This window comes from Pseudomonas sp. PAMC 25886 (assembly GCF_000242655.1).
GTDB lineage: Bacteria > Pseudomonadota > Gammaproteobacteria > Pseudomonadales > Pseudomonadaceae > Aquipseudomonas.
On record NZ_AHHC01000020.1, the window covers coordinates 323849 to 347607 of the forward strand.

Here is a 23759-nt window from a genome sequence, read left to right on the forward strand (position 1 = left end):
GGCAAACTCGAGCAACTGTATCGGCATGCTCCTGTATCGTAAGCGACTAGCCGTACCAGCAGACGACACGGGAACACATGAGCCAATTAACCATCATCCTCTGGATCCTCAACGTTATCGTTGATACGTCCGGCCAGTTGGCGTTCAAAGCCGCAGCCTCCGCCAGCGCCGAGCATGACGGCATGGCCCACTGGCGCCATATGCTCAAGCGCCCGTGGATCTGGCTTGGCATCATCTGCTATGTATTCGAATTCGTGCTGTGGCTGGCCTTCCTGACGCTGGTACCGCTGTCGGTGGGCGTGATGCTGGGCTCCATCAATATTGTGGTGATCATGATTGCGGGCCGTTTCCTGTTCAAGGAAAGCCTGAGCAAGTGGCGGTTGATCGGCATCCTGCTGATCGCCTGTGGCGTGACCGTCGTGGGGTTTGAGTAATGAAACGGTTTTATATCCTGGGTTTTCTGTCGCTGATCATTTTCGATACGTTGGCGCAGGTCAGTTTCAAATTCGCCTCGATTCATGCCGAGCCACTGACGATGGACGCCGCCTGGCTGATACGCGTGTTCGGTGCGCCATGGATCTACGGCGCATTTGTGGGCTACATCGGCGCATTTTTCACCTGGATGACGTTATTGAAATACGCGCCAGTCGGCCCGGCGTTTGCGGCCTCACACCTTGAGCTGATCAGCGTGACGCTGATCTCTGTCTGGCTGTTCAACGACACGTTGACCCTGCCGAAAATCGTCGGTGGCGCGCTGATCATTGCGGGCATCCTGTGCCTGGCGCGCAGTGAAGACAAAGAGAGCAAGACCGTCGAGGCCGAACCCTCGCAGACGCTGGCGTCATGACCCGCGTGGCCGGCCAACGGGAGATCCCGCCGACGGCGGGGCTTCCCCTGCGCTGGCAGGATCTATTCAGCACTTCAGGTGACCTGGCCCGCGACCTGGCCCACCAACTCGATATTCCGCCGCCGGCCCTGCCCTGCTCCGGCACCGCCGCCCTGATCATGGCGCTGCGCGTGCTGCAGCAGCGCATGCCCGGGCGCACCGAACTGATCGTGCCGGCCTATACCTGCCCGCTGGTGGCCCTGGCGGCCCATCACTGCCCGCCTTTGCGCGTGGTGCCGTGCGATTTAAAGCCGGGTAGCATCGACCTCGACGAACAACAGTTGGCGCAGTTGTGCAACGAAAACACCCTGGCGATCGTCGTCACTCACCTGGCCGGGCGCGTGGCGGATGTGGATGCCGCCAATCGCATTGCCGCGCCGTTCGGCGTGGCGGTGATCGAAGACGCGGCCCAAGCCATGGGTGCGCTGGATGACGGTAAAAGCGTCGGGCTAAAAGGTGACATCGGCTTTTTCAGCATGGCACTGGGCAAAGGCCTGACCACGGCGGAAGGCGGTGTACTGTTCAGCCGCAATCCGGAATTACACCAGGCGTTGCACCGGCAATGCCGCCAGGACTTGCCCTTCAGCCTGCGCTGGGAGCTGCAACGCAGCGCCGAACTGTGGGGCTATGCCGTGGCGTATCAGCCGCGCGGCCTGAAGTACGTGTATGGCAAGCCACTGCGGGCGGCGTTGGCGCGGGGCGATGAAGTGGCGGCGGTGGGCGACGATTTTTCCGTCAACGATATTCCGTTGCACCGGCTGGGCGGCTATCGCCAGAAGGTCGGCGCCGCCGCGCTGGCACGTTTGCCCGAGCATTTGCAGCAAGGCCGCCTGCGCGCCTTGCGCCGCGTGGCGCAGCTCAACTGCTTGCCCGGCGTGTCGGTGTTGACCGACGGCCCAAGCCAGCAAGGCACCTGGCCGTTCCTGATGGTGGTGATGCCCAGCGCACAAACCCGCGATACCGCCATGGCGCAGCTGTGGACGGCAGGCCTGGGCGTCACCCGCCTGTTTATCCACGTATTGCCGGGCTACCCGGCACTCACTTCACTGCTACAGCCAGGCGCCGCTATCCCCTGCGCGCAAAGCTTCGCCGCCCAGACGCTCTCGATCAGCAACAGCCACTGGCTGACCGATGAGCTGTTTGAGCAGGTGCTGGACCATCTACGGCGGATTCTTAAGCGCTGACCCAGCTCTGATCGATACGGGTCAACAAGCGCGCATTCAACTCATTCTGCTGCTGTTGCCAGATGACCACCTGGTTCTCCGGCAACTCTTCCTGGCCATCCGACGCACTCAGCCAACGCTTGAACTTGCTCTGGTAGTGGTAGGCCGACACGTCGCCGGTAATGTCGGCGCCAATAATGCTGCCATGGCATGCATCGATCAGCGCATTCAAATGCTTCTCCAGAAACTCGCCCTGGTCCCAGTTGGTATTCACCACCTCCGGGCTCAGCACGTCTTTATCGATGGAGAGATACACCGGCAGCGAACGGTCGAGCTGCGCCAGGAACGCGCTCATCAACTCGTCGGCATTGCTGAAGGCCCGATTGCTGCGGCCTGCGCCGATCCAGTTCAACCAGCGGGTATCGACGTTGGTGTTCCAGTAGGTCAGCTTGCGTTTCACCAGCGGTGACCAGTGATTCTCCCAGGCGTGCTTGAGGGAAATGTCCGGCGAGCCAATGCCCAGCACGTGAACATGCTCGACCTGCGGCAGGCGGCTGGCCCAGTAAACCCAGGACCCACAATGGATACCAAACGGATAGCGCATGTTGTCCGGGTGGTTGTCGCAAATGATCAGCTGGATTTTTTGCTGGGTGGGCAGGCGGTTCAACAGCAACTGGCTGAGGTGGTGATAGTCACCGCTGCCGGTAAACACACAGCCGTAGTCGCTGGGCATCTGCGCGTGCAGGGCGCGCTCCAGCTCCTTGAACTGCGCCCAGCGGCAGCCGAAACGGATCTTCTCCTGCCAGGCTTGCAGCGGCAGGGTAAGGGCGCCGGGAATGTTATTCACGGCGCCATCAAAATCGAGGATCAATGCGGGGCGGGCCTGACTCATGCGGTTTGCTCCTGCTGCCACTGCATGTCGCTTTCAAAATGGTGTCGGAAACGGTTCAACACCTTGCGCAACAGCGGGTTGCGCACCCAGACCAAATGGCGGGTGAAGGTGAACCTGGCGCCGAGGCTGGACTTGACCTGTGGGTCGGTCCAGCCCGCCACATAAAACTCCAGGCCCTTTTCCAGCGCGTACTCCAGGTTCACAAACCAGCTGACGAAGTACAGGTTGTGCTCCAGCGCCAGCGGGTAATTCAGGCCGATGTACTTGTCGAGCAACTTGCCGTCTTGCTGGTAGCACAGGTTATAGCCCACCAGCTCATCCCCATCCCAATAGCAGAACACATGCCCACCGCTGTCGGCATCGGTCAGCAACTGGATGAAGAATTCAGGCGTGAGCAAATCGAAATGGATTTCGCTCTGTTCGTACACTGCCTTGTAGAGCCGATACAGTTCCTGCTGCCATTGCTCATCGCTGAACCGCGCGTCGCCAGTGCCCAGGATCTCGATGCGCAACGCCTCGCGGCTGCGCAACTTGCGGCGGATATTGCGCCGGCGGCTGTGGGACAACCGCGACAGATACTCGTCAACCGAGGTGAAGTCGATGGGCACATAGGCCAGCGCCTGGCCCTCGACACTGATGAACCCGCGCTGGGTGCAGGCCTCGATCAGCGCCTGTGCGTAGCGATTGTCCTCGACGCTGAGCAGCGGAGAATCCAGCGGCACATCTTTGACGATGGTGAGTGCGCGTTGTGGCGCCAACGCCTGTTGCAGCCATTGCGCCATGTCCTGGGGCGGCACGTCCTGCGGGAACGGCGAATATTCGCTGACCGTGGTGCCGACAAAGCAGCTGTCGACCTGCAGCCAAGACTGCCACAAACGGTACCCCGGCCAACCGCGCAGGCGGGCACGCAACTCGTCGTCGGCGGTGGTTTGCAGGTCAAACCGGGTGAAAAAGTACGGCAGTCCCTGTGCTGACAGCTGGGCGTTGAAGCCAACCGGCGGGTATCGCAAAAAGCTGCTGATCAGCGATGGCGTTTCCATGCAGCAGGCATAAGGCACCTGTGCACGGCTGGGATCTGTCATAAATTGCATTCCGAAAGTGATAGCAAAGGCGCGCCCGGATGGCCTGGTTGATCACGGCGCCGCTGGTTTCATGTAACAGAGTAAACATAATAACCCGCCCATCCGCGTCGAACTTCAGAACCCCCACTTCATGCAGGTGAGGTTCAGGGAACACGAAGCCAACAGCTTCTTCCTCACCGCTCGCCAAACCCACTAAACTGCCCGGATCACTCATAAGGGACACCCCATGAAACGCATCCTGACCGCGCTGGCCATCCTGCTCGTCGCCCTTATGGTGGGTGCCGGCTGGTACGTGTACAGCAAGCAGCCGACCCGCCAGGGCACGGTGGAGCTGGCCCACCTGCAAGGCTCGGTCACCGTGCGTTACGACGACCGTGGCGTGCCGCATATCCGCGCCGAGAACGAGACCGACCTGTACCGCGCCCTCGGCTATGTGCACGCCCAGGACCGGCTGTTCCAGATGGAGATCATGCGGCGCCTGTCCCGTGGCGAACTGGCCGAAGTGCTGGGCCCCAAGCTGCTGGAGACCGACAAACTGTTCCGCAGCCTGCGCATTCGCGAACGCGCCCTGAGCTACGTGGAGCACATGGACCATGAGTCGGCCTCCTGGAAGGCTCTGCAAGCCTACCTGGACGGCGTCAACCAGTATCAGGACAGCCACGCCAGGCCGATGGAGTTCGACGTACTGGGCATCCCCAAGCGCCCGTTTACCGCCGAAGACACCATCAGCGTCGCCGGCTACCTGGCCTACAGCTTTGCCGCCGCCTTTCGCACCGAACCCTTGCTGACGTACGTACGCGATCAACTGGGCAACGATTACCTGAAGGTCTTCGACCTCGACTGGCAGCCCAAGGGCGCGCTGAACCTGGCCGCCGGTGACTGGAAAGACCTCGGCGCCATCGCCCAATTGAGCGAGCAGGCCCTGGCCGACAACGGCCTGCCGCAGTTCGAAGGCAGTAACGCCTGGGCCATCAGCGGCAGCCGCACCAAGAGTGGCAAGCCATTGCTGGCGGGCGACCCGCACATCCGCTTCTCGGTGCCGTCGGTGTGGTACGAGGCGCAGCTGTCGGCACCTGGCTTCGAGCTTTACGGGTATCACAACGCGCTGGTGCCGGTGGCGTTCCTGGGCCACAACAAGGATTTCGGCTGGAGCCTGACCATGTTCCAGAACGATGACCTCGACCTGATCGCCGAGAAGGTCAACCCGGACAATCCCAACCAGGTCTGGTACCACGATAAATGGGTGGACATGACCAGCAGCGAGCAGCAGATCGCGGTCAAGGGCCAGGACCCGGTGACCTTGACCCTGCGCAGCTCGCCCCACGGCCCGATCATCAATGACGTACTCGGCGAGAATGCCGGCAAGACGCCGATCGCCATGTGGTGGGCGTTCCTGGATACCGAGAACCCGATCCTCGAAGGCTTCTACCAGCTCAACCGTGCCGACACGCTGGCCAAGGCCCGGGCCGCAGCCGCCAAGGTCCAGGCCCCCGGCTTGAACATCGTGTGGGCCAATGCCAAGGGGGATATCGGCTGGTGGGCGGCGGCGCAATTGCCGATCCGCCCGGCCGGGGTCAACCCGGGCTTTATCCTCGACGGCAGCACCGCACAGGCGGACAAACTCGGGTTCTACCCGTTCAGCGCCAACCCCCAGGAAGAAAACCCGACACGGGGTTATGTGGTGTCCGCCAACGCCCAGCCGGCGTCGCCTACCGGCATGCCGATCCCCGGGTATTACAACCTGGCTGACCGTGGCCAGCAGTTGAACGCCCAACTGAGCGACAACAGCGTGAAATGGGACGTGAACAACAGCCAGGCCTTGCAGCTCGGCACCACCACCGCCTACGGCCCACGGCTGCTGGCGCCGCTGCTGCCGGTGCTGCGTGAAGTGGTCAAGGACCCGGCGCAGTTGAAACTGGTGGAGCAATTGGCAACCTGGAAAGGCGATTACCCGCTGGACTCCACCAGTGCCACGCTGTTCAACCAGTTCCTGTTCAACCTCACCGATGCGGCGTTCCGTCCGAAACTGGGCGACGCGATGTTCAAGACATTGCTCACCACCCGCGTGGTGGACGCCGCCTTGCCGCGCCTGGCCGCGTCGCCGGACTCGCCATGGTGGGACGGCCACCGCGCCGACACCGTCAAGCTCGCCTGGGACAACAGCCTGCAACACCTCAAGGCGACCTTCGGCGATGACCCGGCGCAATGGCAATGGGGCAAGGCCCACACCCTGACCCACGGCCATCCGCTGGGCTCGCAGAAGCCGTTGGACAAGATCGTCAACGTCGGCCCGTTTGCCGCTCCCGGCACCCATGAAGTGCCCAACAACCAATCCGCCCAGATCGGCCCGGCGCCATGGCCAGTCACCTACGGCCCATCGACCCGGCGCCTGATCGACTTCGCCGATGCTGCGCATGCGCTGACCATCAACCCGGTCGGACAGAGTGGCGTGCCGTTCGACAAGCACTACGCCGACCAGGCGGAAACGTACATCGAAGGCGGGTATGAGCAGGCGCATTTCAATGATGAGGAAGTGACGGCGAATACTCGCAGTACGCTGAAGCTGTTGCCGGCCAGGTAGGTGGTTGAAATACGGACTGTGTGGGAGCTGGCTTGCCTGCGATACAGACGCCTCGGTGTCTCAGTTAAACCGAGGTGATGCCATCGCGGGCAAGCCCGGCTCCCACATTTCGACCTGTGTTGTTGCGTCTACCGGGCGCGCATGCGCCCCGGCGCCTCACCGTAGGTTTCCTTGAATTTCTTGCTGAACGCCGCCTGGGATTGATACCCCGCCTGGGCGGCAATATCCGTCAGGCTCAACCGCGATTGATGCAGCAGGTTGAACGCCAACTCCATGCGCAACTGCGTCAACAACACCCACGGCGACACACCCGCCACTTTGACAAACGCCCGCATGAACGTCGCCCGGGACATCGACGCGGCGCTGGCCAGGCTGTCGATGGTCCACTCATGGCCAGGCTCGGCCAGCATCGCCTGCCAGGCCTTGCCCAGGCGCTTGTCGGCCAGCAAGGCAAAGGTGCCCGCCGCCGGCGCTTGCTGTGTGAGCCAGGCCCGCAAAATCAGGGTGAACAACGCCGATGACAGCGCATCGATAAAAAACCGCGCGCCCAACTGCTGACCGTCCGCCTCGCTGCGCAGCAAGGCGATCAGTGCCGCCAACTGCCCATCGGCCTGCCACTGCCGGCTGGACACCACCAGGTAGTCCGGCAACGCACTGAACAACAACGACTGGCGGTTGTAGCGAAAGCTGCCGCAGAGCATGTCCACGTCCGGCTGATCGCTCCCCAGGCGATGGATCGGCAGCAAACCGCCCTCGATCACGGTCTGCGCCACCGGCTTCACCCGCGCGCCCTGGCTGCGCACCAGGTGCGTCGCGCCGCCGGGCATCAACAGGATGTCGCCCTCCTCCAGTGTCACCTGCTGGCCGCCGGACAATTCGGCGCGGCAGGTGCCCGCCAGCACAATGTGATACGGCGCCACGCCCAGCGGCTCGGGCTCGTGGTCCATGGCCCAGGCGCCCTGGAACTGGCAACGCAGGTCCAGGCTGCCCCGCAGGTTGGCCAAGGCGATCAGGGTGTCGATGGAGTTCATTTGCGAGCATCGGTCAAAAAGGTGAGTGGATCGAACAAAAGCGCCAAACCTGAACCGCGCAGACTGGCGTCACACCCAAACCCGCTGAGGAGTTAACGCAATGTTCAATAACTGGTCCGACTTGCTGCCTACCGTGAAGAAAGCCTTTGGCGCACTGGGCAAGAGCAACCCGAAGATGGTCAAAGCCTACATGGCGCTGGGGGAAGCTGCCGAGGAAAACAACGTCCTCGATGCCAAGACCCGTGAGCTGATTTCCATCGCCGTGGCCATCACCACCCGCTGCGACGGTTGCATCGGCGTGCATGCCGATGCGGCGATCAAGGCCGGCGCCACCCGCGAAGAAGTGGCCGCGACCCTGGCCACGGCAATCTCGCTGAATGCCGGCGCGGCGTACATCTACTCGCTGCGCGCCCTGGAAGCCTACGACACGCTCACACCGGCGCCGCAAAGTTAAGCCGGAATTGTTGCGGCGTCACGCCCAGCCGGCGATTGAACACACTGCGCATGTGCTGGGCATCGCGAAAGCCGCATTGATACGCCACGGTCTTGAGCGGCGCGTGGGTGCTTTCCAGCATCACCCGCGCCGCGTCCACCCGCGCACGCTCGACGAACTCCGCCGGGGTGATCTGCGCTTCCCGGGCAAATACCCGGGAGAAGTTGCGCGCGCTCATGTTCGCCGCCTTGGCCAGATCGGCGATGGTCAGGTCCCCCGTCAGGTTCGCCAATACATACAGCTGCACCAATGCCACCGCCGAGGTGGCTTCGGCGTGGGGCGTAAGAAACGGGCTGAACTGCGACTGCCCACCCGAACGCTGGGTGAATACCACCAGACGCTTGGCCACGCTGAGGGCCACTTCCGGGCCGTGATCCTGGGCCAGCAGGTACAGCGACAGGTCGATGCCCGCCGTCACCCCGGCGGAGGTGTAGAGGTTGCCGTCCTGCACGTAGAGGCGGTCGGCTTCCACCTGGGCCGACGGGCACAAACCGGCCAGACCGGCGGCGTCGCCCCAGTGAGTGGTGACGGTGCGCCCGTCCAGCAAACCGGCGCGGGCGAGCAGGAAGGCACCGTTGCAGATGGAGCCGAAGCGCTTGGCGCGGGCGCTGGCGTCACGCAGCCATTGATTGAAGGCCGGGCCGAAATCCTCGAAGGGCAACTGCGGCCCGCCGGCCATCAACAGCAAATCGTAGGGCTCGAGGGCCTCGCTGAAATGCCGGTGAGCCTGCAACGACAAGCCGTTGGAGCACGCCATGTTGCCGTGGCCCAGGCCAATCACGTCCAGCTGGTAATGCTCCCCGGGCGGCAGAAAACGGTTGGCCTCGCAGAACACATCCAGGGGCCCGGTCACGTCCAGTGACTGAACGCCGGGGAAGATCAGGATGGCAACGGTTTTGCCCATGAGCAGGAACACCTTTTTCTAACTGAATAAACACAACCCTTGTAGGAGCTGGCTTGCCGGCGATGCAGACACCTCGGTGTAGCAGGTATACCGAGGTGATGCTATCGCAGGCAAGCCAGCTCCTACAGTTGATCGCGCATAGCCTTGGCGCGATATCGCGGCACATTGGCCGGGATCGCGCCCTCGCCACGGTAGCCCCCCCGCGGGCGCGCGACCAGACTGGACTCATCGGCGCCAACCCGGCGCTTTCTTGAGGAGAACGACCATGAGCACCACCATCGCCGGCATCAAGATCCCGGACAGCGCCCTGGCCAAGGCCACCACCGAATACATCCGCGACATCGAATCCGACCTGCTGTACCACCACTCCCGCCGGGTGTTTCTGTTCGGCGCCCTGAGCGGTGAGCGCCAGCAGTTGGCGTATAACCCGGAGCTGCTGTACGTCGGCGCCATGTTCCACGACCTGGGCCTGGTGGAAGGCCACCGCAGTGACGACGAACGTTTTGAAGTGGACGGCGCCAACGCAGCGGCGGACTTCCTCAAGCCGTACGGGCTGAGCGATGACGATATCGAGCAGGTATGGCTGTCGATTGCCCTGCACACTACGCCGGGCGTGCCCAAGCATCTGCGTCCGACCGTGGCACTGGTGACGGCCGGCGTGGAAATGGACGTGCTGGGGATGGAGTACGCGGCGTTCAGCAGCGTGCAGCGCGAAGCCGTAGTGCATGCGCACCCACGGGGTGAAGGGTTCAAGGAATGCATCATCTGCGCGTTTGCCGACGGCTTGCGCCATCGTCCGCAGACCACGTTTGGCAACGTGAAGACCGATGTACTGGTGGATCAGGAGCCTGGGTTCAAGCCGATGAACTTTGTCGAGGTGATTCGCAAGTCGCCTTGGGTGGCCTGAAACACAATCTTATAAACACCCCAAAACTACTGTGGGAGCTGGCTTGCCTGCGATGGCGGTGTGACAGTCGACTAATTTGTTGACTGATACACCGCCATCGCAGGCAAGCCAGCTCCCACATTTTTTAAGCCGGTTCCGTCAGTTAGACCGGTGCCGGTGCGCGACGCGAGTCCGCCGGTTTCTCCCAACCATCCGCAGCCGCTTCTTCAATCGCCTGCTGGATGGCTTTCTTGCGGTGCTCTTCGGCACGGCGGCTGAAGAACCACACCAGGAAGGTCACGATCGACACCGCCAACAGAATCAAGCTGGCCACGGCGTTGATCTCGGGTTTAACCCCCAGGCGCACCGCCGAGAACACTTCCATCGGCAACGTGGTCGAACCCGGCCCCGACACGAAGCTGGCCAACACCAGGTCATCCAGGGACAACGCGAACGACATCATGCCACCCGCCGCCAGCGACGGCGCGATCATCGGGATGGTGATCAGGAAGAACACCTTCCACGGCCGCGCCCCCAGATCCATGGCGGCCTCTTCAATCGACAGGTCCAGCTCACGCAAGCGCGCCGACACCACCACCGCCACATACGCCGAACAGAACGTGGTGTGGGCGATCCAGATGGTCACCAGGCCACGTTCCTGGGGCCAGCCGATCATCTGCGCCATGGCCACGAACAGCAGCAACAGCGACAGACCGGTGATCACCTCCGGCATTACCAGCGGCGCCGTTACCAGGCCGCCAAACAGCGTGCGGCCCTTGAACTGGCTGATACGCGTCAGCACGAAGGCCGCGAGCGTACCGAGTGCCACTGCCGCAATCGCCGTGTAGCAGGCAATTTCCAGCGAGCGACCCACCGAGCCCATCAACTGGGTGTTGTCCAACAGGCCGACGTACCACTTCACCGACCAACCGCCCCACACCGTCACCAGTTTGGATTCGTTGAACGAGTAGATCACCAGGATCAGCATCGGCAGGTAGATGAACAGCAACCCCGCCACCAGCATGAAGCTTGAGAAACTGACGCGCTTCATATCTTGCCCTCCATCTCTTTGGCTTGGCTGCGGTTGAACAGGATGATCGGCACGATCAGGATCGCCAGCATCACCACCGCCAGGGCAGACGCCACCGGCCAGTCACGGTTGTTGAAGAATTCTTGCCACAACACTTTACCGATCATCAGGGTTTCCGGGCCGCCCAGCAGTTCCGGGATCACGAACTCGCCCACCACCGGGATAAACACCAGCATGCAACCGGCGATGATGCCGTTCTTGGACAGCGGGACGGTGATTTTCCAGAAGCTGTTGAAGGTGCTCGAGCCCAGGTCCGAGGCGGCTTCCAGCAGGCTCTGGTCGTGCTTCACCAGGTTGGCGTACAGCGGCAGGATCATGAACGGCAGGTACGAATAGACCACGCCGATATACACCGCGATGTTGGTGTTGAGGATCTGCAGCGGTTCGTTGATCAGCCCGATGGACATCAAAAAGCCGTTGAGCAAACCGTTGTTGCTGAGGATGCCCATCCACGCATACACCCGGATCAGGATCGCGGTCCAGGTCGGCATCATGATCAGCAGCACCAGCACGGTCTGGATTTCCTTGCGCGCGCTGGCAATGGCGTAGGCCATCGGGTAGCCGATCAACAGGCAGAGGATGGTGCTGAAAAACGCCATCTTCAGCGAGCCCAGGTATGCCGCGATGTACAACTCGTCATCGCCGAGCATCCCGTAGTTGGCCAGGTTCAGCACCAACTGCAGTTTCTGTTCAACGAAGGTGTAGATCTCGGTGTACGGCGGGATCGCCACGTCGGCTTCGGCAAAGCTGATCTTCAAGACGATGAAGAACGGCAGCATGAAGAACAGGAACAACCAGAGGAAAGGGATCCCGATGACCACGTGCCGGCCACCGGGCGTTATTCGTTGCAGCTGGCGTTTGAACTTCTTCATGTTCATGAGCGAAGTACCACGCCGCTGTCGTCTTCCCACCACACGTACACCTGGTCACCCCAGGTAGGACGCTGGCCACGGCGCTCGGCGTTGGCCACGAAGGATTGCACCAGCTTGCCGCTCGGCAATTCGACGTAGAACACCGAGTGGCCGCCGAGGTAGGCGATGTCGTGCACCTTGCCGCTGGACCAGTTGTGCTCGCAGGTCGGCATTTCGGTGGTCACCAGCAGCTTTTCAGGGCGGATGGCGTAGGTCACCGACTTGTCTTCCACCGAAGTGGCGATGCCGTAGCCGACGTAGATGTCGCGGTCCAGGTCCGGGCACTTGAGTACTGCGTGGCCTTCGGCGTCGTCCACCACCTGGGTGTCGAAGATGTTGACGTTGCCGATGAACTCGCACACCAGGCGGCTGGTAGGCGTTTCATAGATGTCGATCGGGCTGCCGATCTGGGCGATCCAGCCCAGGTGCATGATCGCGATGCGCTCGGCCATGGTCATGGCCTCTTCCTGGTCGTGGGTCACCATCACGCAGGTCACGCCCACGCGCTCGATGATCTCCACCAGCTCCAGTTGCATCTGCGAACGCAGCTTCTTGTCCAGTGCGCCCATCGGCTCATCGAGCAGCAGCAGTTTCGGACGCTTGGCCAGGGAGCGTGCCAGGGCCACCCGTTGACGCTGGCCGCCAGACAGCTGGTGCGGCTTGCGCTTGGCGTACTGGCTCATCTGCACCAGCTTGAGCATCTCGGCCACACGGGCGTCGACCTCGGCCTTGGGGATCTTATCCTGTTGCAGGCCAAACGCGATGTTCTGGGCCACGGTCATGTGGGGGAACAGGGCGTAGGACTGGAACATCATGTTGATCGGCCGCTCGTACGGCGGCATGTCGGTGATGTCCACACCGTCGAGGTAAATGCGTCCTTCCGTTGGGCGCTCGAAGCCTGCGAGCATGCGCAGCAAAGTGGATTTGCCCGAACCCGATCCGCCGAGCAAGGCGAAGATCTCGCCTTTCTTGATTTCCAGGGACACATCGTCCACGGCAATCGTCTCGTCGAACTTCTTCGTGACCCGGTCGATTTTGACCAGCACCTTTTTAGGTGACTGGTCGCCCTCGAGGGCTTTCTTATAGGCGCCGGAGGCAACTGCCATTTACGAAACTCCCAGAAAAAAAAGAGTGCAGCGTGCCCAAAATGGGCCAGCCTTGGATAGTTTGAGCCTTACTTGCCCGTCTTGACCTTGGTCCAGCTACGGGTCATCAAACGTTGCACTTTCGGGGGTAGCTCGAAGTTGACAAAAGTCCGGTCGAGAACCGCCTGCGGTGGGTAAACCGCTTCGTCAGTGCGTATCGATTGCTCCATCAGTTTGTCCGCCCCTGGGTTAGGGTTGGCGTAACCGACGTAATCACTGACCTGAGCGATCACCTCAGGTTTCAGCAAATAGTTGATGAAGGCGAGGGCCTCTTTGACGTTGGTGGCATCCTTGGGGATGGCCAGCACGTCGAACCACAGGTTGCCGCCTTCTTTCGGAATCACGTAGGCGATGTTCACGCCTTTGCCCGCCTCGGCCGCGCGGGCCTTGGCCTGGAACACATCACCGGAGAAGCCTGCCGCCACGCAGATGTTGCCGTTGGCCAGGTCGGAGATGTACTTGGAAGAATGGAAGTAGGTCACGTAGGGACGCACTTTCAGCAGTTTCTCTTCGGCCTTCTTGTAGTCTTCAGGGTTGGTGCTGTTGGGGTTCAGGCCCATGTAGTTGAGCACCGCCGGCAGCATTTCGTCCGCCGAGTCCATGAACGACACGCCGCAGCTCGCCAGCTTCTTCATGTTTTCCGGCTCGAACAGCACGGCCCAGGAGTCAATCTTGTCGACGCCCAGCACTTCTTTGACTTTATCTACGTTGTAACCAATACCGTTGGTGCCCCACAGATACGGCACGGCGTACTGGTTGCCCGGGTCGTTCTTTTCCAGACGCTTGAGCAGCGCCGGGTCGAGGTTGGCGTAGTGGGTCAGTTGCGACTTGTCGATTTTCTGAAACGCCCCGGCCTTGATCTGCTTGCCGAGGAAGTGGTTGGACGGCACGACCACGTCATACCCGGTACGACCAGCAAGCAGCTTGCCTTCCAGGGTTTCGTTGGAGTCGAACACGTCGTAGACCGGCTTGATGCCGGTGGCTTTTTCAAAGTTGGCCAGGGTGTCCGGGCCAATGTAGTCCGACCAGTTATAAATATGCACCGTCGGCGCGGCCTGCACGCTGACAGCCAGCGTGATACCTGCACCCACCAGCATGGCTTTGCGAAATAAAGAAATTGGCAAGTGGAGGTCCTCTTAATAGTTGGGCCCGAAGTTGTTGCCCGGCAACAAAACCGGCGCGCAACTTACCCTCGATAAACCGATCCGGCAAAACTTTCTGTCATTTAATTGTTTCGCTAACCACCGCGCGCATCGCGGCAGTTAGCAAAACAGCTATCAAAGCGGCTTACTTGCCCGATTTGATCTTGGTCCAGCTGCGGGTCATTTCCCGCTGAGTAGCAGCCGGCAAGTCAGCAATGGCATACAGCTTGGCTTGCACGTCCGCTGGCGGATAAATGCCTGGGTCGCTGGTGATGTCTTTGTCGACCAATGCGGTGGCTTTCTCGTTACCGTTCGGGAAGCGCACGCTGTTGGTAATGCCCGCCATGACTTCCGGCTTGAGCAGGTAGTTCATGAACTTGTAGGCAGCGTCGACGTTTTCGGCATCTTTAGGGATGGCGACCATGTCATAGAAACTGCCGGCACCTTCTTTCGGAATGTCGTAGGCAACCTTGACCTTGCCACCGGCTTCAGCCGCGCGGGACTTGGCCTGTTGCACGTCACCCGAGTAACCCACGGCGACGCAGATGTTGCCGTTGGCGAGGTCGGAGATGTACTTGGACGAATGGAAGTAACCGATCGAAGGACGCAGCTTGAGGAACAGGGCCTCGGCTTGCTTGAGGTCTTCTTTCTTCTGGGTGTCGGTCGGCAGGCCCAGGTAATGCAGCGCTACCGGCAGCATTTCGGTTGGCGAATCGAGGAAGCTCACACCGCAGCCTTTGAGCTTAGCGAGGTTTTCCGGCTTGAGGATAACGTCCCACGAGTCGATCTTGTCGATGCCCAGTGCGGCCTTGACCTTCTCGGGGTTGTAGCCGATGCCGATCGAGCCCCACATGTACGGGAAGGCGTGCTTGTTGTCCGGGTCACTGACGGACACGGCCTTAAGCAGCGACTTGTTCAGGTTGTCGTAGTTCGACAACTTGGACTTGTCCAGCTCCTGGTAAACACCGGCCTTGATCTGCTTGGCGAGGAAGTTGTTCGACGGCACGACAATGTCGTAACCGGACTTGCCTGCCAGCAACTTGGCTTCCAGGGTTTCGTTGGAGTCGAACACGTCATAGACCACCTTGATCCCGGACTCTTTTTCAAAGTTCGCGATGGTGTCCGGTGCGATGTAGTCGGACCAGTTATAAACGTGCAGCACTTTATCGTCGGCGTGCGCCGCGCCTGCCATGGCCCCCATCAGGGACAAGGCCAGGAGGGTCTTGCCAGCGTTCTTCAAACCTAATGCCTTCATTCGGTCATGCTCCAATTTTTTCTTTTTTGGGCCACGTTCGTTCTTTAAGTACAACGTGTTTCGCAGCCCGTCTAAGGGCAACAAAACAGGGCGACAGTCTGGCAAGTTCAAGGGCCGGCTTTCAACCAATGCCCCGCTTTTCTAACATCCCGGAAGCAGCGCCCAGCAGGCGCTGCGTTCTGAGCCTAGCATTTAGCCCTGCAATGCCGCCAAAGTCAGGTCCAGGCAGTGCCGCGCCTTGGTCACCAACTCGTCTATCTCGGCCTTGCTGATCACCAACGGCGGCGAAATGATCATGGTGTCGCCCACGGCGCGCATGATCAGGCCATTCTCGAAGCAGAACGTGCGGCAGATCATGCCAACGCCCTTGCCTTCGTAACGCTTGCGCGTTGCCTTGTCCTGAACCAGCTCAATCGCACCGAGCATGCCCACACCGCGAACTTCACCCACCAACGGGTGATCAGCCAGTTCCCTCAGACGCTTTTGCAAATAGGGTGCCGTTTCGTCATGAACGCGCTTAACAATTTGTTCATCGCGCATGATGCGGATGTTTTCCAGGGCAACCGCTGCCGCCACCGGGTGACCGGAATAGGTGAAGCCGTGGTTGAAATCACCGCCTTCGTTCAGCACCGCGACCACTTCGTCGCGCACGATCAGGCCGCCCATCGGGATGTAGCCCGAGGTCAGGCCCTTGGCGATGGTCATCATGTCGGGCTTGAGGCCGAAGAAGTCGCTACCGAACCACTCACCGGTGCGGCCAAAGCCGCAGATCACTTCGTCGGCCACGAACAGGATGTCGTACTTGGCGAGGATTTCCTTGATGCGCGGCCAGTAGCTGTCTGGCGGCACGATCACGCCACCGGCACCCTGGATCGGCTCGGCAATAAAGGCACCGACGTTGTCCACGCCCAGCTCCAGGATCTTCTCTTCCAGCTGGTTCGCGGCCCACACGCCGAACTCTTCCGGGCTCATGTCGCCGCCTTCGCCGAACCAGTAAGGCTGGGCGATGTGGACGATGCCCGGGATCGGCAAGTCGCCCTGCTCATGCATATAGGTCATGCCGCCCAGGCTGGCGCCGGCCACGGTGGAGCCGTGGTAGCCATTCTTGCGGCTGATGATGGTTTTCTTGTTCGGCTGGCCTTTGATCGCCCAGTAGTGGCGGACCATACGCAGCATGGTGTCGTTGCCTTCGGAGCCGGAACCGGTGAAGAACACGTGGTTCATGCCTTGCGGGGCGATATCGGAGATGGCTTTGGCCAGTTCCAGCACCGGCGGGTGGGCGGTCTGGAAGAACAGGTTGTAGTAAGGCAACTCTTTCATCTGCTTGGCGGCCGCATCAGCCAGTTCATCACGACCGTAACCGATCGCCACGCACCACAGGCCGGCCATGCCGTCGAGAATCTTGTTGCCTTCGCTGTCCCACAGGTAGACGCCGTGGGCTTTGGTGATGATCCGTGGGCCTTTCTCTTTCAATTGCTTGAAGTCGCTGAACGGCGCCAGGTGGTGATCGCTGCTCAAGGCTTGCCATTCACGGGTTTGCGGGTTGTTGCTGGACATACCAATCTCCTAGATGTTTCAGGTGAGGACGCGCCGTTTAAAGGGCGCGCCCGGCGCATCAGACGGCGAAGAGCAGGAATTCCCGCTCCCACGAACTGATCACGCGCTTGAAGTTTTCATGCTCGGCCCGCTTGACCGCGACGTAGCCTGTGATGAATTTGTGACCCAGGTATTTCTCGATGGTCTTGCTGTTTTCCATGCGTTCCAGGGCGTCTTCGATGGTCAGCGGCAGGCGCAGGTTGCGGCGCTCGTAACCCCGGCCAACCACCGGCGCGCTTGGGCTGATGCCTTCGACCATGCCGATGTAGCCACACAGCAAGCTGGCGGCAATCGCCAGGTACGGGTTGGCGTCGGCGCCCGGCAGGCGGTTTTCCACCCGGCGGTTTTGTGGGCCCGCGTCCGGTACCCGCAGGCCAACGGTGCGGTTTTCTTCGCCCCATTCCACGTTGACCGGCGCCGAGGTGTCGGGCAGGAAGCGGCGGAACGAGTTGACGTTAGGCGCGAACAACGGCAACAGCTCGGGGATGAATTTCTGCAGGCCACCGATGTGGTGCAGGAACAGCTCACTTTTAGTCCCGTCTTCATTGGAGAACACGTTCTTGCCGGTGGCGATGTCGATGATGCTCTGGTGCAGGTGCATCGCGCTGCCGGGCTCGCCGGTCATGGGCTTGGCCATAAAGGTGGCCGCCACGTTGTGCTTGAGCGCCGCTTCGCGCATGGTGCGCTTGAACACTAGGATCTGGTCGGCCAGGGACAGTGCGTCGCCGTGACGGAAGTTGATCTCCATCTGCGCCGTGCCGTCTTCGTGGATCAGCGTGTCGAGGTCCAGTTCCTGCAGCTCGCACCAGTCGTAGACGTCTTCGAACAACGGGTCGAATTCGTTGGCTGCTTCTATAGAGAAGGACTGGCGACCGGTTTCCGGGCGACCGGAACGGCCAATCGGCGGTTGCAGCGGGAAGTCCGGGTCTTCGCAGCGCTTGGTCAGGTAGAACTCCATCTCCGGCGCCACGATGGGCTGCCAGCCTTTGTCGGCGTAGAGCTTGAGGACTTTCTTGAGCACGTTGCGCGGCGACAGCTCGATCGGGTTGCCTTGCTTGTCGTAGGTGTCGTGGATCACCTGGGCGGTAGGCTCGATGGCCCAGGGCACCAGGTACACCGCGTTCTCGTCCGGGCGGCAGATCATGTCGATGTCGGCCGGGTCGAGCAATTCGTAATAGATGTCGTCTTCGACATAGTCGCCGGTCACGGTCTGCAACAGAACGCTTTCGGGCAGGCGCATGCCTTTTTCGGCGATGAACTTGTTGGTCGGCGAGATCTTGCCCCGGGTGATGCCGGTGAGGTCGCCAATCATGCATTCGACTTCTGTGATCTTGTGGTCTTTCAACCAATCGGTGAGCTGGTCGAGGTTGTTACTCATAAATGCCTCTGGGCTGTGTTTCCTGACATCCATTAAAGGTCAGGCGTAAGTTGACGCAGCATCCGCGTCGCGTTGCATCACCCGCTTTCGACAGGCATTGCCAAATGCCTGGAAGATTGCGAGGTAGTGCGGGTTAGAGCTTACCTGCCATTCGGGGTGCCATTGCACTCCTAAAGCAAAAGCCTTGCCCGCGGGGATCGAAAAGCCTTCGATCAGGCCATCCGGGGCGGTGGCCTCGACCTGAAAACCCGGCGCCAGGCGATCGATGCCCTGGGAATGAATCGAGTTGACCTGGATCGTCGGCGGCAAGCCCAGGCCTGCCAATACCCCATTCGGGGAGATCGTCACCGGGTGCGCCGGGCCATACTGGATGTCCAGCGGCTGGGTATCGTCTTCGCGGTGATCCATCATGCCCGGCACTTCGTGAACCTTCTGGTGCAGGCTGCCGCCAAACGCAACGTTCATTTCCTGGAAGCCACGGCAAATCCCCAGCACCGGAACGCCTGCCGCGATGGCGGCACGCAGCAGCGGCAGGGTGGTTTGGTCCCGTGCAGAATCATGAGCAGTCCCGGGCGCGCTGGCCGGACCGTCGTAGTGAAAGGGTTCGATATTGGAAGGTGAGCCGGTAAAAAGAATGCCGTCCAGGCCGTCAAGAATATTGGCCGGGTCGAGCAGGTCCGCCAGGGACGGAATGATCAATGGCAAGCCCTTGGCAGCGGTGGCCACTGCACGGACGTATTTGTCGCCACTGATGTGATAAGCATGCAGACCGACCTGTTTGGAGCAGGCGGTGACGCCGATTAACGGCAGGCGAGACATGAAGCACCCCGGTATTATTGCTGTTATGGGTTTGAATCGAGCTTAGCCTTGTTCATTTTTTTACACAACACCCCCGTAAAAAATACAACACGGCCCGCTCAAACGTGCTGGTTCCAAGAGCACCAAACCCAAAAAACTGCCCCAAAAAGCCCCAAAAAAGCCCTCAAGGCGCTTTTTTAGGGCAAAAAAGGCCTCGCTTGACTTCGGCATGCCGTTCGGGTTGACTGAAACCCGAAGAGATCAATGATTGATATTTTTAACAACAAAGGTGTTGCATCATGTCGGTACCCCCGCGTGCCGTTCAGCTTAACGAAGCGAACGCGTTCCTTAAGGATCATCCTGAGGTTCTGTACGTAGACCTTCTAATTGCGGATATGAATGGTGTGGTGCGCGGCAAGCGCATCGAACGCACCAGCCTCCACAAGGTTTACGAGAAGGGCATTAACCTGCCTGCCTCTCTATTTGCCCTGGATATCAACGGCTCAACGGTGGAAAGCACCGGCCTGGGTCTGGACATCGGTGATGCTGACCGAATCTGTTATCCAATCCCCGACACCCTGTGCAATGAACCCTGGCAAAAGCGCCCAACCGCGCAACTGCTGATGACCATGCACGAACTCGAAGGTGAACCTTTCTTCGCCGATCCTCGCGAAGTCCTCCGCCAAGTTGTAAGCAAATTTGACGACCTCGGTCTGACCATCTGCGCCGCATTCGAGCTGGAGTTCTACCTGATTGACCAGGAGAACGTGAATGGCCGGCCACAACCGCCCCGCTCGCCGATCTCCGGCAAACGCCCGCACTCGACACAGGTCTACCTGATCGACGACCTCGACGAATACGTCGACTGCCTCCAGGACATTCTGGAAGGTGCAAAAGAGCAAGGCATCCCTGCCGACGCCATCGTCAAGGAAAGTGCCCCGGCGCAGTTCGAAGTGAACCTGCACCACGTTGCCGACCCTATAAAGGCCTGCGACTACGCGGTACTGCTCAAGCGCCTGATCAAGAACATCGCCTACGACCATGAGATGGACACCACCTTCATGGCCAAGCCTTACCCGGGCCAGGCAGGCAACGGTTTACACGTGCACATTTCGATCCTGGACAAGGACGGCAAGAACATCTTTGCCAGCGAGGATCCCGAGCAGAACGCCGCATTGCGTCACGCGATCGGCGGTGTGCTGGAGACCCTACCCGCCCAAATGGCGTTCCTGTGCCCTAACGTCAACTCCTACCGTCGTTTCGGCGCACAGTTCTACGTGCCGAACTCGCCGTGCTGGGGCCTGGATAACCGCACCGTGGCGATTCGCGTACCGACCGGCTCGTCCGACGCCGTACGTATCGAACACCGTGTGGCCGGCGCCGACGCCAACCCTTACCTGCTGATGGCTTCGGTATTGGCGGGCGTGCATCACGGCCTGACCAACAAGATCGAGCCTGGCGCACCGGTGGAAGGCAACAGCTACGAGCAGAACGAACAGAGCCTGCCGAACAACCTGCGCGATGCCCTGCGCGAGTTGGACGACAGCGAGGTGATGGCCAAGTACATCGATCCTAAATACATCGATATCTTCGTCGCCTGTAAGGAAAGTGAGCTGGAAGAGTTCGAACACTCCATCTCCGACCTTGAGTACAACTGGTACCTGCATACCGTGTAAGCGGTTGCCGGGTTAAAAAGAACGCCGCAGGCTTTTGGCTTGCGGCGTTTTTTTATGCCTGTGGTGGCGAGGGAGCTTGCTCCCGCTGGGCTGCGAAGCGGCCCCAATAAGAACACCGGGTTCTTTCAGGCGGAACCGAGGTGCAGGTCTTGGGCCTGCTGCGCAGTCCAGCGGGAGCAAGCTCCCTCGCCACAGGGTATGGATCATCCAGTGGCTCTGCGTACAATGCCCGCTACCCTGTAGGAGACTTCAATGAATCGCCCCGTCGCCCCTCGCAAACCCCGCGCCCGCAGCCAGGCCCGGATCGACGCGATCCTCGACGCCGCCCGCACCTTGCTGGCCGCCGAAGGCGTGGCGAGCCTGTCGATCTACAGCGTGGCCGAACGGGCGCAGATTCCGCCGTCATCGGTGTACCACTTCTTCGCCAGCGTGCCGGCGCTGCTGGAGGCGTTGACCGCCGACGTCCATGCAGCCTTCCGCGCAGCCATTCAGGCGCCCATCGATCATGATTCACTCAAGCACTGGCGCGACCTGTCCTGCGTGGTCGAGCAGCGCATGCTCAGCATCTACAGCAACGACGCCGCCGCCCGGCAATTGATCCTGGCCCAGCACGGGCTGACCGAAGTGACACAGGCCGACCGCCAGCACGATCTGGAGTTGGGAAACCTGATGTATGAGGTATTCAACCGGCACTTCGAAGTGCCGAGCCTGCCCGCCGATGTCGACGTGTTTGCCCTGGCCCTGGAGCTGAGCGACCGGGTCTATGCGCGCTCGGTGCATCAGCACGGGCAGATCACCCCGCGCATGGCCGAGGAAGGCATGCGGGTATTTGATGCGTATGTGGGGCTTTACCTGCCGGCGTTCTTGCCCAAGCGGGTAGTCACTGCCTGATTGATGTGTTGCCCACAAAGGCCTTATCGCAGGCAAGCCAGCTCCCACATTTGACTGCGTTCACAGATCAAAATGTGGGAGCTGGCTTGCCTGCGATGGCGGTTTCAAGAACGCCAATCACAACTTGGCGATCGACACCTCGGTGGACTTAACGAAGGCAATCACTTCGCTGCCAATCACCAGTTCCAGCTCTTTCACCGAGCGCGTGGTGATCACGGAAGTGACGATGCCGGACGCGGTCTGTACGTCGATTTCCGACAGCACGTCGCCTTCGACGATTTCCTTGATGGTGCCTTTGAACTGGTTACGTACGTTGATGGCTTTAATAGTCATGGTCGTTCTTCCTGTGTAAGACAAGTGAGTTATTGAGCCCAACGCAATTGCGTAGGCAGCGGTGAAACAGGTTCGGGTTCCGGCGGGGTGCCGGGCAGCGACAACACACGGTTAAGCACTTCGGTTTCCAGCGCCGCCAGGCGGTGGGAGCCACGTACCCGCGGACGTGGGAGTTCCACGTGCAGGTCGAGGCCGATTTCGCCGTCTTCGATCAAAATCACCCGGTCGGCAATGGCCACGGCTTCGCTGACGTCGTGGGTCACCAGCAGCACGGTGAAGCCGTGCTTCTGCCAGAGGTTCTCGATCAGTTGCTGCATCTCGATCCGGGTCAGGGCATCCAGGGCTCCCAGCGGTTCGTCCAGCAGCAACAGACGTGGTTGGTGGATCAAGGCGCGGGCCAGGGCCACGCGCTGCTTCTGGCCACCGGACAACGCCGCCGGCCACTCATTGGCGCGCTCGGCCAGGCCGACCGCTTCCAGCGCTTCCAACGCCTGCGGGCGCCAGTTGCCCTTGAGGCCCAGGCCCACGTTGTCGATGATCTTTTTCCACGGCAGCAGGCGCGCTTCCTGGAACATCAACCGCGTGTCTTCAATCGCATCACTCAGCGGCGCGGAACCGGCGAGCAATTCGCCGCCACTGGCTTTGTCCAGGCCCGCCAGCAGGCGCAGCAAGGTACTTTTGCCGCAGCCGCTACGGCCCACGACCGCGACGAATTGACCGGCCGGGATATGCAGGTCGATTTCCTTCAGCACTTCCCGCGCGCCGAAAGCCTTGCGCAACTTGCGCACTGCCAGGGGAATGCCCCGCAGCAGGCGTGGAGGTTGTTGAGCGGTCATGCCGCACCTCCTTTATTCACTTGATAGGCCGGGTGCCAGCGCAACCAGACACGCTCCAGGCCACGCGCCGCCAGGTCTGCCAGCTTGCCGAGTACGGCGTAGAGCACGATGGCCAGTACCACCACGTCGGTTTGCAGGAACTCCCGGGCGTTCATCGCCAGGTAGCCAATGCCGGAACTGGCGGAGATGGTTTCCGCAACGATCAGCGTCAGCCACATAAAGCCCAGCGCGAAGCGCACGCCCACCAGAATCGAAGGCAAGGCGCCCGGCAAAATCACTTGGCGAAACAGGCTGAAACCGGACAGGCCATAACTGCGGGCCATTTCTACCAGCGCCGGGTCGACGTTACGGATGCCGTGGTAGGTGTTGAGGTAGATCGGGAACAGCGTGCCGAGGGCGACCAGAAATATCTTCGCCGTCTCGTCGATGCCGAACCACAGGATCACCAACGGGATCAGCGCCAGGTGCGGCACGTTGCGGATCATCTGCACCGAGCTGTCCAGCAGGCGTTCACCCCAGGTCGACAGGCCGGTGATAAAGCCCAGGGCCAGGCCGATACTGCCGCCGATCACAAAACCCAGGCCCGCACGCCAGCCACTGATGGCCAAGTGCGTCCAGATTTCGCCGCTGCGGACCAGGCTGATACCGGCTTCGATCACCGCGCTGGGTGCCGGCAGAATACGTGTCGACAACCAACCGGCCGACACCGACAACTGCCATACCGCCAGCAACAGGATCGGCAGCGCCCAGGGCGCCAATCGATGACTTAATTTTTCAAGGTTCATGGCGG

23 protein-coding genes are annotated in these 23759 nt (G+C 60.8%); 8 read left to right on the top strand and 15 right to left on the bottom strand.

Going from position 1 to position 23759, the window contains the following annotated elements; genetic code table 11:
• The first annotated feature begins 77 nt into the window (after positions 1-77).
• From MUM_RS0105445 to MUM_RS0105455, 3 genes are read left to right on the top strand one after another with little or no spacing between them, the layout of a single operon-like run.
• Positions 78-434 (top strand): EamA family transporter, encoded by a 357-nt coding sequence (locus tag MUM_RS0105445; protein WP_010167818.1) that lies wholly within the window; start codon positions 78-80, stop codon positions 432-434.
• Positions 434-847 (top strand): DMT family transporter, encoded by a 414-nt coding sequence (locus MUM_RS0105450; protein ID WP_008438917.1) that lies wholly within the window; start codon positions 434-436, stop codon positions 845-847. Before MUM_RS0105445 ends, MUM_RS0105450 begins: the two co-directional genes overlap by 1 nt.
• Positions 844-2070 carry a DegT/DnrJ/EryC1/StrS family aminotransferase gene (locus MUM_RS0105455; protein WP_010167822.1) on the top strand — a complete coding sequence of 409 codons (1227 nt, stop codon included), beginning with the start codon at positions 844-846 and terminating at the stop codon, positions 2068-2070. Before MUM_RS0105450 ends, MUM_RS0105455 begins: the two co-directional genes overlap by 4 nt.
• Here the strand turns inward: MUM_RS0105455 and MUM_RS0105460 are convergent.
• Together MUM_RS0105460 and MUM_RS0105465 are read right to left on the bottom strand one after the other, a co-directional pair.
• The gene (locus MUM_RS0105460; RefSeq protein ID WP_010167825.1) at positions 2060-2941 is read right to left on the bottom strand and encodes a hypothetical protein; all 882 of its coding nucleotides are present in this window, start codon (positions 2939-2941) and stop codon (positions 2060-2062) included. The two genes, MUM_RS0105455 and MUM_RS0105460, sit on opposite strands and share 11 nt — an antisense overlap.
• On the bottom strand, positions 2938-4023 hold the full coding sequence (locus tag MUM_RS0105465; RefSeq protein ID WP_050543200.1) for a GNAT family N-acetyltransferase: 1086 nt from the start codon (positions 4021-4023) through the stop codon (positions 2938-2940). Before MUM_RS0105465 ends, MUM_RS0105460 begins: the two co-directional genes overlap by 4 nt.
• 226 nt (positions 4024-4249) lie before the next feature.
• On the opposite strand from MUM_RS0105465, the gene MUM_RS0105470 reads away from it, so the two are divergent.
• Positions 4250-6604 carry a penicillin acylase family protein gene (locus MUM_RS0105470; RefSeq protein ID WP_010167829.1) on the top strand — a complete coding sequence of 785 codons (2355 nt, stop codon included), beginning with the start codon at positions 4250-4252 and terminating at the stop codon, positions 6602-6604.
• Between the two features lie 128 nt (positions 6605-6732).
• On the opposite strand, the gene MUM_RS0105475 is transcribed toward MUM_RS0105470, so the two are convergent.
• Positions 6733-7635 carry an AraC family transcriptional regulator gene (locus tag MUM_RS0105475; protein ID WP_010167832.1) on the bottom strand — a complete coding sequence of 301 codons (903 nt, stop codon included), beginning with the start codon at positions 7633-7635 and terminating at the stop codon, positions 6733-6735.
• 100 nt (positions 7636-7735) lie between these two features.
• On the opposite strand from MUM_RS0105475, the gene MUM_RS0105480 reads away from it, so the two are divergent.
• Positions 7736-8089, top strand: a complete 354-nt coding sequence (locus tag MUM_RS0105480) for a carboxymuconolactone decarboxylase family protein (protein ID WP_010167834.1) — start codon at positions 7736-7738, stop codon at positions 8087-8089.
• Here the strand turns inward: MUM_RS0105480 and MUM_RS0105485 are convergent.
• Positions 8067-9032 carry a GlxA family transcriptional regulator gene (locus tag MUM_RS0105485; protein ID WP_010167836.1) on the bottom strand — a complete coding sequence of 322 codons (966 nt, stop codon included), beginning with the start codon at positions 9030-9032 and terminating at the stop codon, positions 8067-8069. The two genes, MUM_RS0105480 and MUM_RS0105485, sit on opposite strands and share 23 nt — an antisense overlap.
• A gap of 265 nt (positions 9033-9297) precedes the next feature.
• Between MUM_RS0105485 and MUM_RS0105495 the strand changes: the two genes are divergently transcribed.
• A complete protein-coding gene (locus tag MUM_RS0105495) occupies positions 9298-9939 on the top strand; it encodes an HD domain-containing protein (RefSeq protein WP_010167840.1) in 642 nt (213 codons plus the stop codon).
• Between the two features lie 142 nt (positions 9940-10081).
• Here the strand turns inward: MUM_RS0105495 and MUM_RS0105500 are convergent, their stop codons facing one another.
• The 8 genes from MUM_RS0105500 to MUM_RS0105535 all read right to left on the bottom strand — a co-directional run bounded on the left by MUM_RS0105500 (position 10082) and on the right by MUM_RS0105535 (position 19254).
• Entirely contained in the window at positions 10082-10969 is an 888-nt protein-coding gene (locus MUM_RS0105500; RefSeq protein ID WP_010167842.1) for an ABC transporter permease subunit, read from the bottom strand.
• A complete protein-coding gene (locus MUM_RS0105505) occupies positions 10966-11886 on the bottom strand; it encodes an ABC transporter permease subunit (RefSeq protein WP_003213882.1) in 921 nt (306 codons plus the stop codon). Before MUM_RS0105505 ends, MUM_RS0105500 begins: the two co-directional genes overlap by 4 nt.
• Positions 11883-13025 (bottom strand): ABC transporter ATP-binding protein, encoded by a 1143-nt coding sequence (locus MUM_RS0105510; protein WP_010167845.1) that lies wholly within the window; start codon positions 13023-13025, stop codon positions 11883-11885. The genes MUM_RS0105505 and MUM_RS0105510 overlap by 4 nt, the downstream gene beginning before the upstream one ends.
• A 68-nt stretch (positions 13026-13093) precedes the next feature.
• Positions 13094-14188 carry a polyamine ABC transporter substrate-binding protein gene (locus tag MUM_RS0105515; RefSeq protein ID WP_010167847.1) on the bottom strand — a complete coding sequence of 365 codons (1095 nt, stop codon included), beginning with the start codon at positions 14186-14188 and terminating at the stop codon, positions 13094-13096.
• A gap of 163 nt (positions 14189-14351) precedes the next feature.
• The gene (locus MUM_RS0105520) at positions 14352-15446 is read right to left on the bottom strand and encodes a polyamine ABC transporter substrate-binding protein (RefSeq protein ID WP_010167848.1); all 1095 of its coding nucleotides are present in this window, start codon (positions 15444-15446) and stop codon (positions 14352-14354) included.
• 207 nt (positions 15447-15653) lie between these two features.
• Positions 15654-17018 (bottom strand): aspartate aminotransferase family protein, encoded by a 1365-nt coding sequence (locus MUM_RS0105525; RefSeq protein ID WP_010167849.1) that lies wholly within the window; start codon positions 17016-17018, stop codon positions 15654-15656.
• Between the two features lie 58 nt (positions 17019-17076).
• Entirely contained in the window at positions 17077-18435 is a 1359-nt protein-coding gene (locus MUM_RS0105530) for a glutamine synthetase family protein (RefSeq protein WP_010167850.1), read from the bottom strand.
• A gap of 39 nt (positions 18436-18474) precedes the next feature.
• The gene (locus tag MUM_RS0105535) at positions 18475-19254 is read right to left on the bottom strand and encodes a gamma-glutamyl-gamma-aminobutyrate hydrolase family protein (RefSeq protein WP_010167851.1); all 780 of its coding nucleotides are present in this window, start codon (positions 19252-19254) and stop codon (positions 18475-18477) included.
• A 278-nt stretch (positions 19255-19532) separates the two neighbouring features.
• On the opposite strand from MUM_RS0105535, the gene MUM_RS0105540 reads away from it, so the two are divergent.
• Together MUM_RS0105540 and MUM_RS0105545 are read left to right on the top strand one after the other, a co-directional pair.
• The gene (locus tag MUM_RS0105540; protein ID WP_003213894.1) at positions 19533-20909 is read left to right on the top strand and encodes a glutamine synthetase family protein; all 1377 of its coding nucleotides are present in this window, start codon (positions 19533-19535) and stop codon (positions 20907-20909) included.
• A 252-nt stretch (positions 20910-21161) separates the two neighbouring features.
• Positions 21162-21800: a TetR/AcrR family transcriptional regulator gene (locus MUM_RS0105545; protein WP_010167852.1), complete on the top strand. Its 639-nt coding sequence runs from the start codon at positions 21162-21164 to the stop codon at positions 21798-21800.
• Between the two features lie 117 nt (positions 21801-21917).
• Here MUM_RS0105545 and MUM_RS0105550 read toward each other — a convergent pair whose 3' ends face one another.
• Genes MUM_RS0105550 through ssuC form a run of 3 tightly spaced genes read right to left on the bottom strand, consistent with a single transcriptional unit; the run spans position 21918 to position 23754 of the window.
• A complete protein-coding gene (locus tag MUM_RS0105550; protein WP_003213899.1) occupies positions 21918-22133 on the bottom strand; it encodes a TOBE domain-containing protein in 216 nt (71 codons plus the stop codon).
• A gap of 29 nt (positions 22134-22162) precedes the next feature.
• On the bottom strand, positions 22163-22969 hold the full coding sequence (gene ssuB, locus MUM_RS0105555) for an aliphatic sulfonates ABC transporter ATP-binding protein (RefSeq protein WP_010167853.1): 807 nt from the start codon (positions 22967-22969) through the stop codon (positions 22163-22165).
• Positions 22966-23754: an aliphatic sulfonate ABC transporter permease SsuC gene (gene ssuC, locus MUM_RS0105560; protein ID WP_010167854.1), complete on the bottom strand. Its 789-nt coding sequence runs from the start codon at positions 23752-23754 to the stop codon at positions 22966-22968. The genes ssuB and ssuC overlap by 4 nt, the downstream gene beginning before the upstream one ends.
• Between the last annotated feature and the right edge of the window lie 5 nt (positions 23755-23759).

Excerpts from the sequence above, each read along its gene's own strand:
- MUM_RS0105445 (WP_010167818.1), top strand. The coding sequence starts at position 78 with ATGAGCCAATTAACCATCATCCTCTGGATCCTCAACGTTATCGTTGAT.
- MUM_RS0105450 (WP_008438917.1), top strand. The coding sequence starts at position 434 with ATGAAACGGTTTTATATCCTGGGTTTTCTGTCGCTGATCATTTTCGAT.
- MUM_RS0105455 (WP_010167822.1), top strand. The coding sequence starts at position 844 with ATGACCCGCGTGGCCGGCCAACGGGAGATCCCGCCGACGGCGGGGCTT.
- MUM_RS0105460 (WP_010167825.1), bottom strand. The coding sequence starts at position 2,941 with ATGAGTCAGGCCCGCCCCGCATTGATCCTCGATTTTGATGGCGCCGTG.
- MUM_RS0105465 (WP_050543200.1), bottom strand. The coding sequence starts at position 4,023 with ATGACAGATCCCAGCCGTGCACAGGTGCCTTATGCCTGCTGCATGGAA.
- MUM_RS0105470 (WP_010167829.1), top strand. The coding sequence starts at position 4,250 with ATGAAACGCATCCTGACCGCGCTGGCCATCCTGCTCGTCGCCCTTATG.
- MUM_RS0105475 (WP_010167832.1), bottom strand. The coding sequence starts at position 7,635 with ATGAACTCCATCGACACCCTGATCGCCTTGGCCAACCTGCGGGGCAGC.
- MUM_RS0105480 (WP_010167834.1), top strand. The coding sequence starts at position 7,736 with ATGTTCAATAACTGGTCCGACTTGCTGCCTACCGTGAAGAAAGCCTTT.
- MUM_RS0105485 (WP_010167836.1), bottom strand. The coding sequence starts at position 9,032 with ATGGGCAAAACCGTTGCCATCCTGATCTTCCCCGGCGTTCAGTCACTG.
- MUM_RS0105495 (WP_010167840.1), top strand. The coding sequence starts at position 9,298 with ATGAGCACCACCATCGCCGGCATCAAGATCCCGGACAGCGCCCTGGCC.
- MUM_RS0105500 (WP_010167842.1), bottom strand. The coding sequence starts at position 10,969 with ATGAAGCGCGTCAGTTTCTCAAGCTTCATGCTGGTGGCGGGGTTGCTG.
- MUM_RS0105505 (WP_003213882.1), bottom strand. The coding sequence starts at position 11,886 with ATGAACATGAAGAAGTTCAAACGCCAGCTGCAACGAATAACGCCCGGT.
- MUM_RS0105510 (WP_010167845.1), bottom strand. The coding sequence starts at position 13,025 with ATGGCAGTTGCCTCCGGCGCCTATAAGAAAGCCCTCGAGGGCGACCAG.
- MUM_RS0105525 (WP_010167849.1), bottom strand. The coding sequence starts at position 17,018 with ATGTCCAGCAACAACCCGCAAACCCGTGAATGGCAAGCCTTGAGCAGC.
- MUM_RS0105530 (WP_010167850.1), bottom strand. The coding sequence starts at position 18,435 with ATGAGTAACAACCTCGACCAGCTCACCGATTGGTTGAAAGACCACAAG.
- MUM_RS0105535 (WP_010167851.1), bottom strand. The coding sequence starts at position 19,254 with ATGTCTCGCCTGCCGTTAATCGGCGTCACCGCCTGCTCCAAACAGGTC.
- MUM_RS0105540 (WP_003213894.1), top strand. The coding sequence starts at position 19,533 with ATGTCGGTACCCCCGCGTGCCGTTCAGCTTAACGAAGCGAACGCGTTC.
- MUM_RS0105545 (WP_010167852.1), top strand. The coding sequence starts at position 21,162 with ATGAATCGCCCCGTCGCCCCTCGCAAACCCCGCGCCCGCAGCCAGGCC.
- MUM_RS0105550 (WP_003213899.1), bottom strand. The coding sequence starts at position 22,133 with ATGACTATTAAAGCCATCAACGTACGTAACCAGTTCAAAGGCACCATC.
- ssuB (WP_010167853.1), bottom strand. The coding sequence starts at position 22,969 with ATGACCGCTCAACAACCTCCACGCCTGCTGCGGGGCATTCCCCTGGCA.
- ssuC (WP_010167854.1), bottom strand. The coding sequence starts at position 23,754 with ATGAACCTTGAAAAATTAAGTCATCGATTGGCGCCCTGGGCGCTGCCG.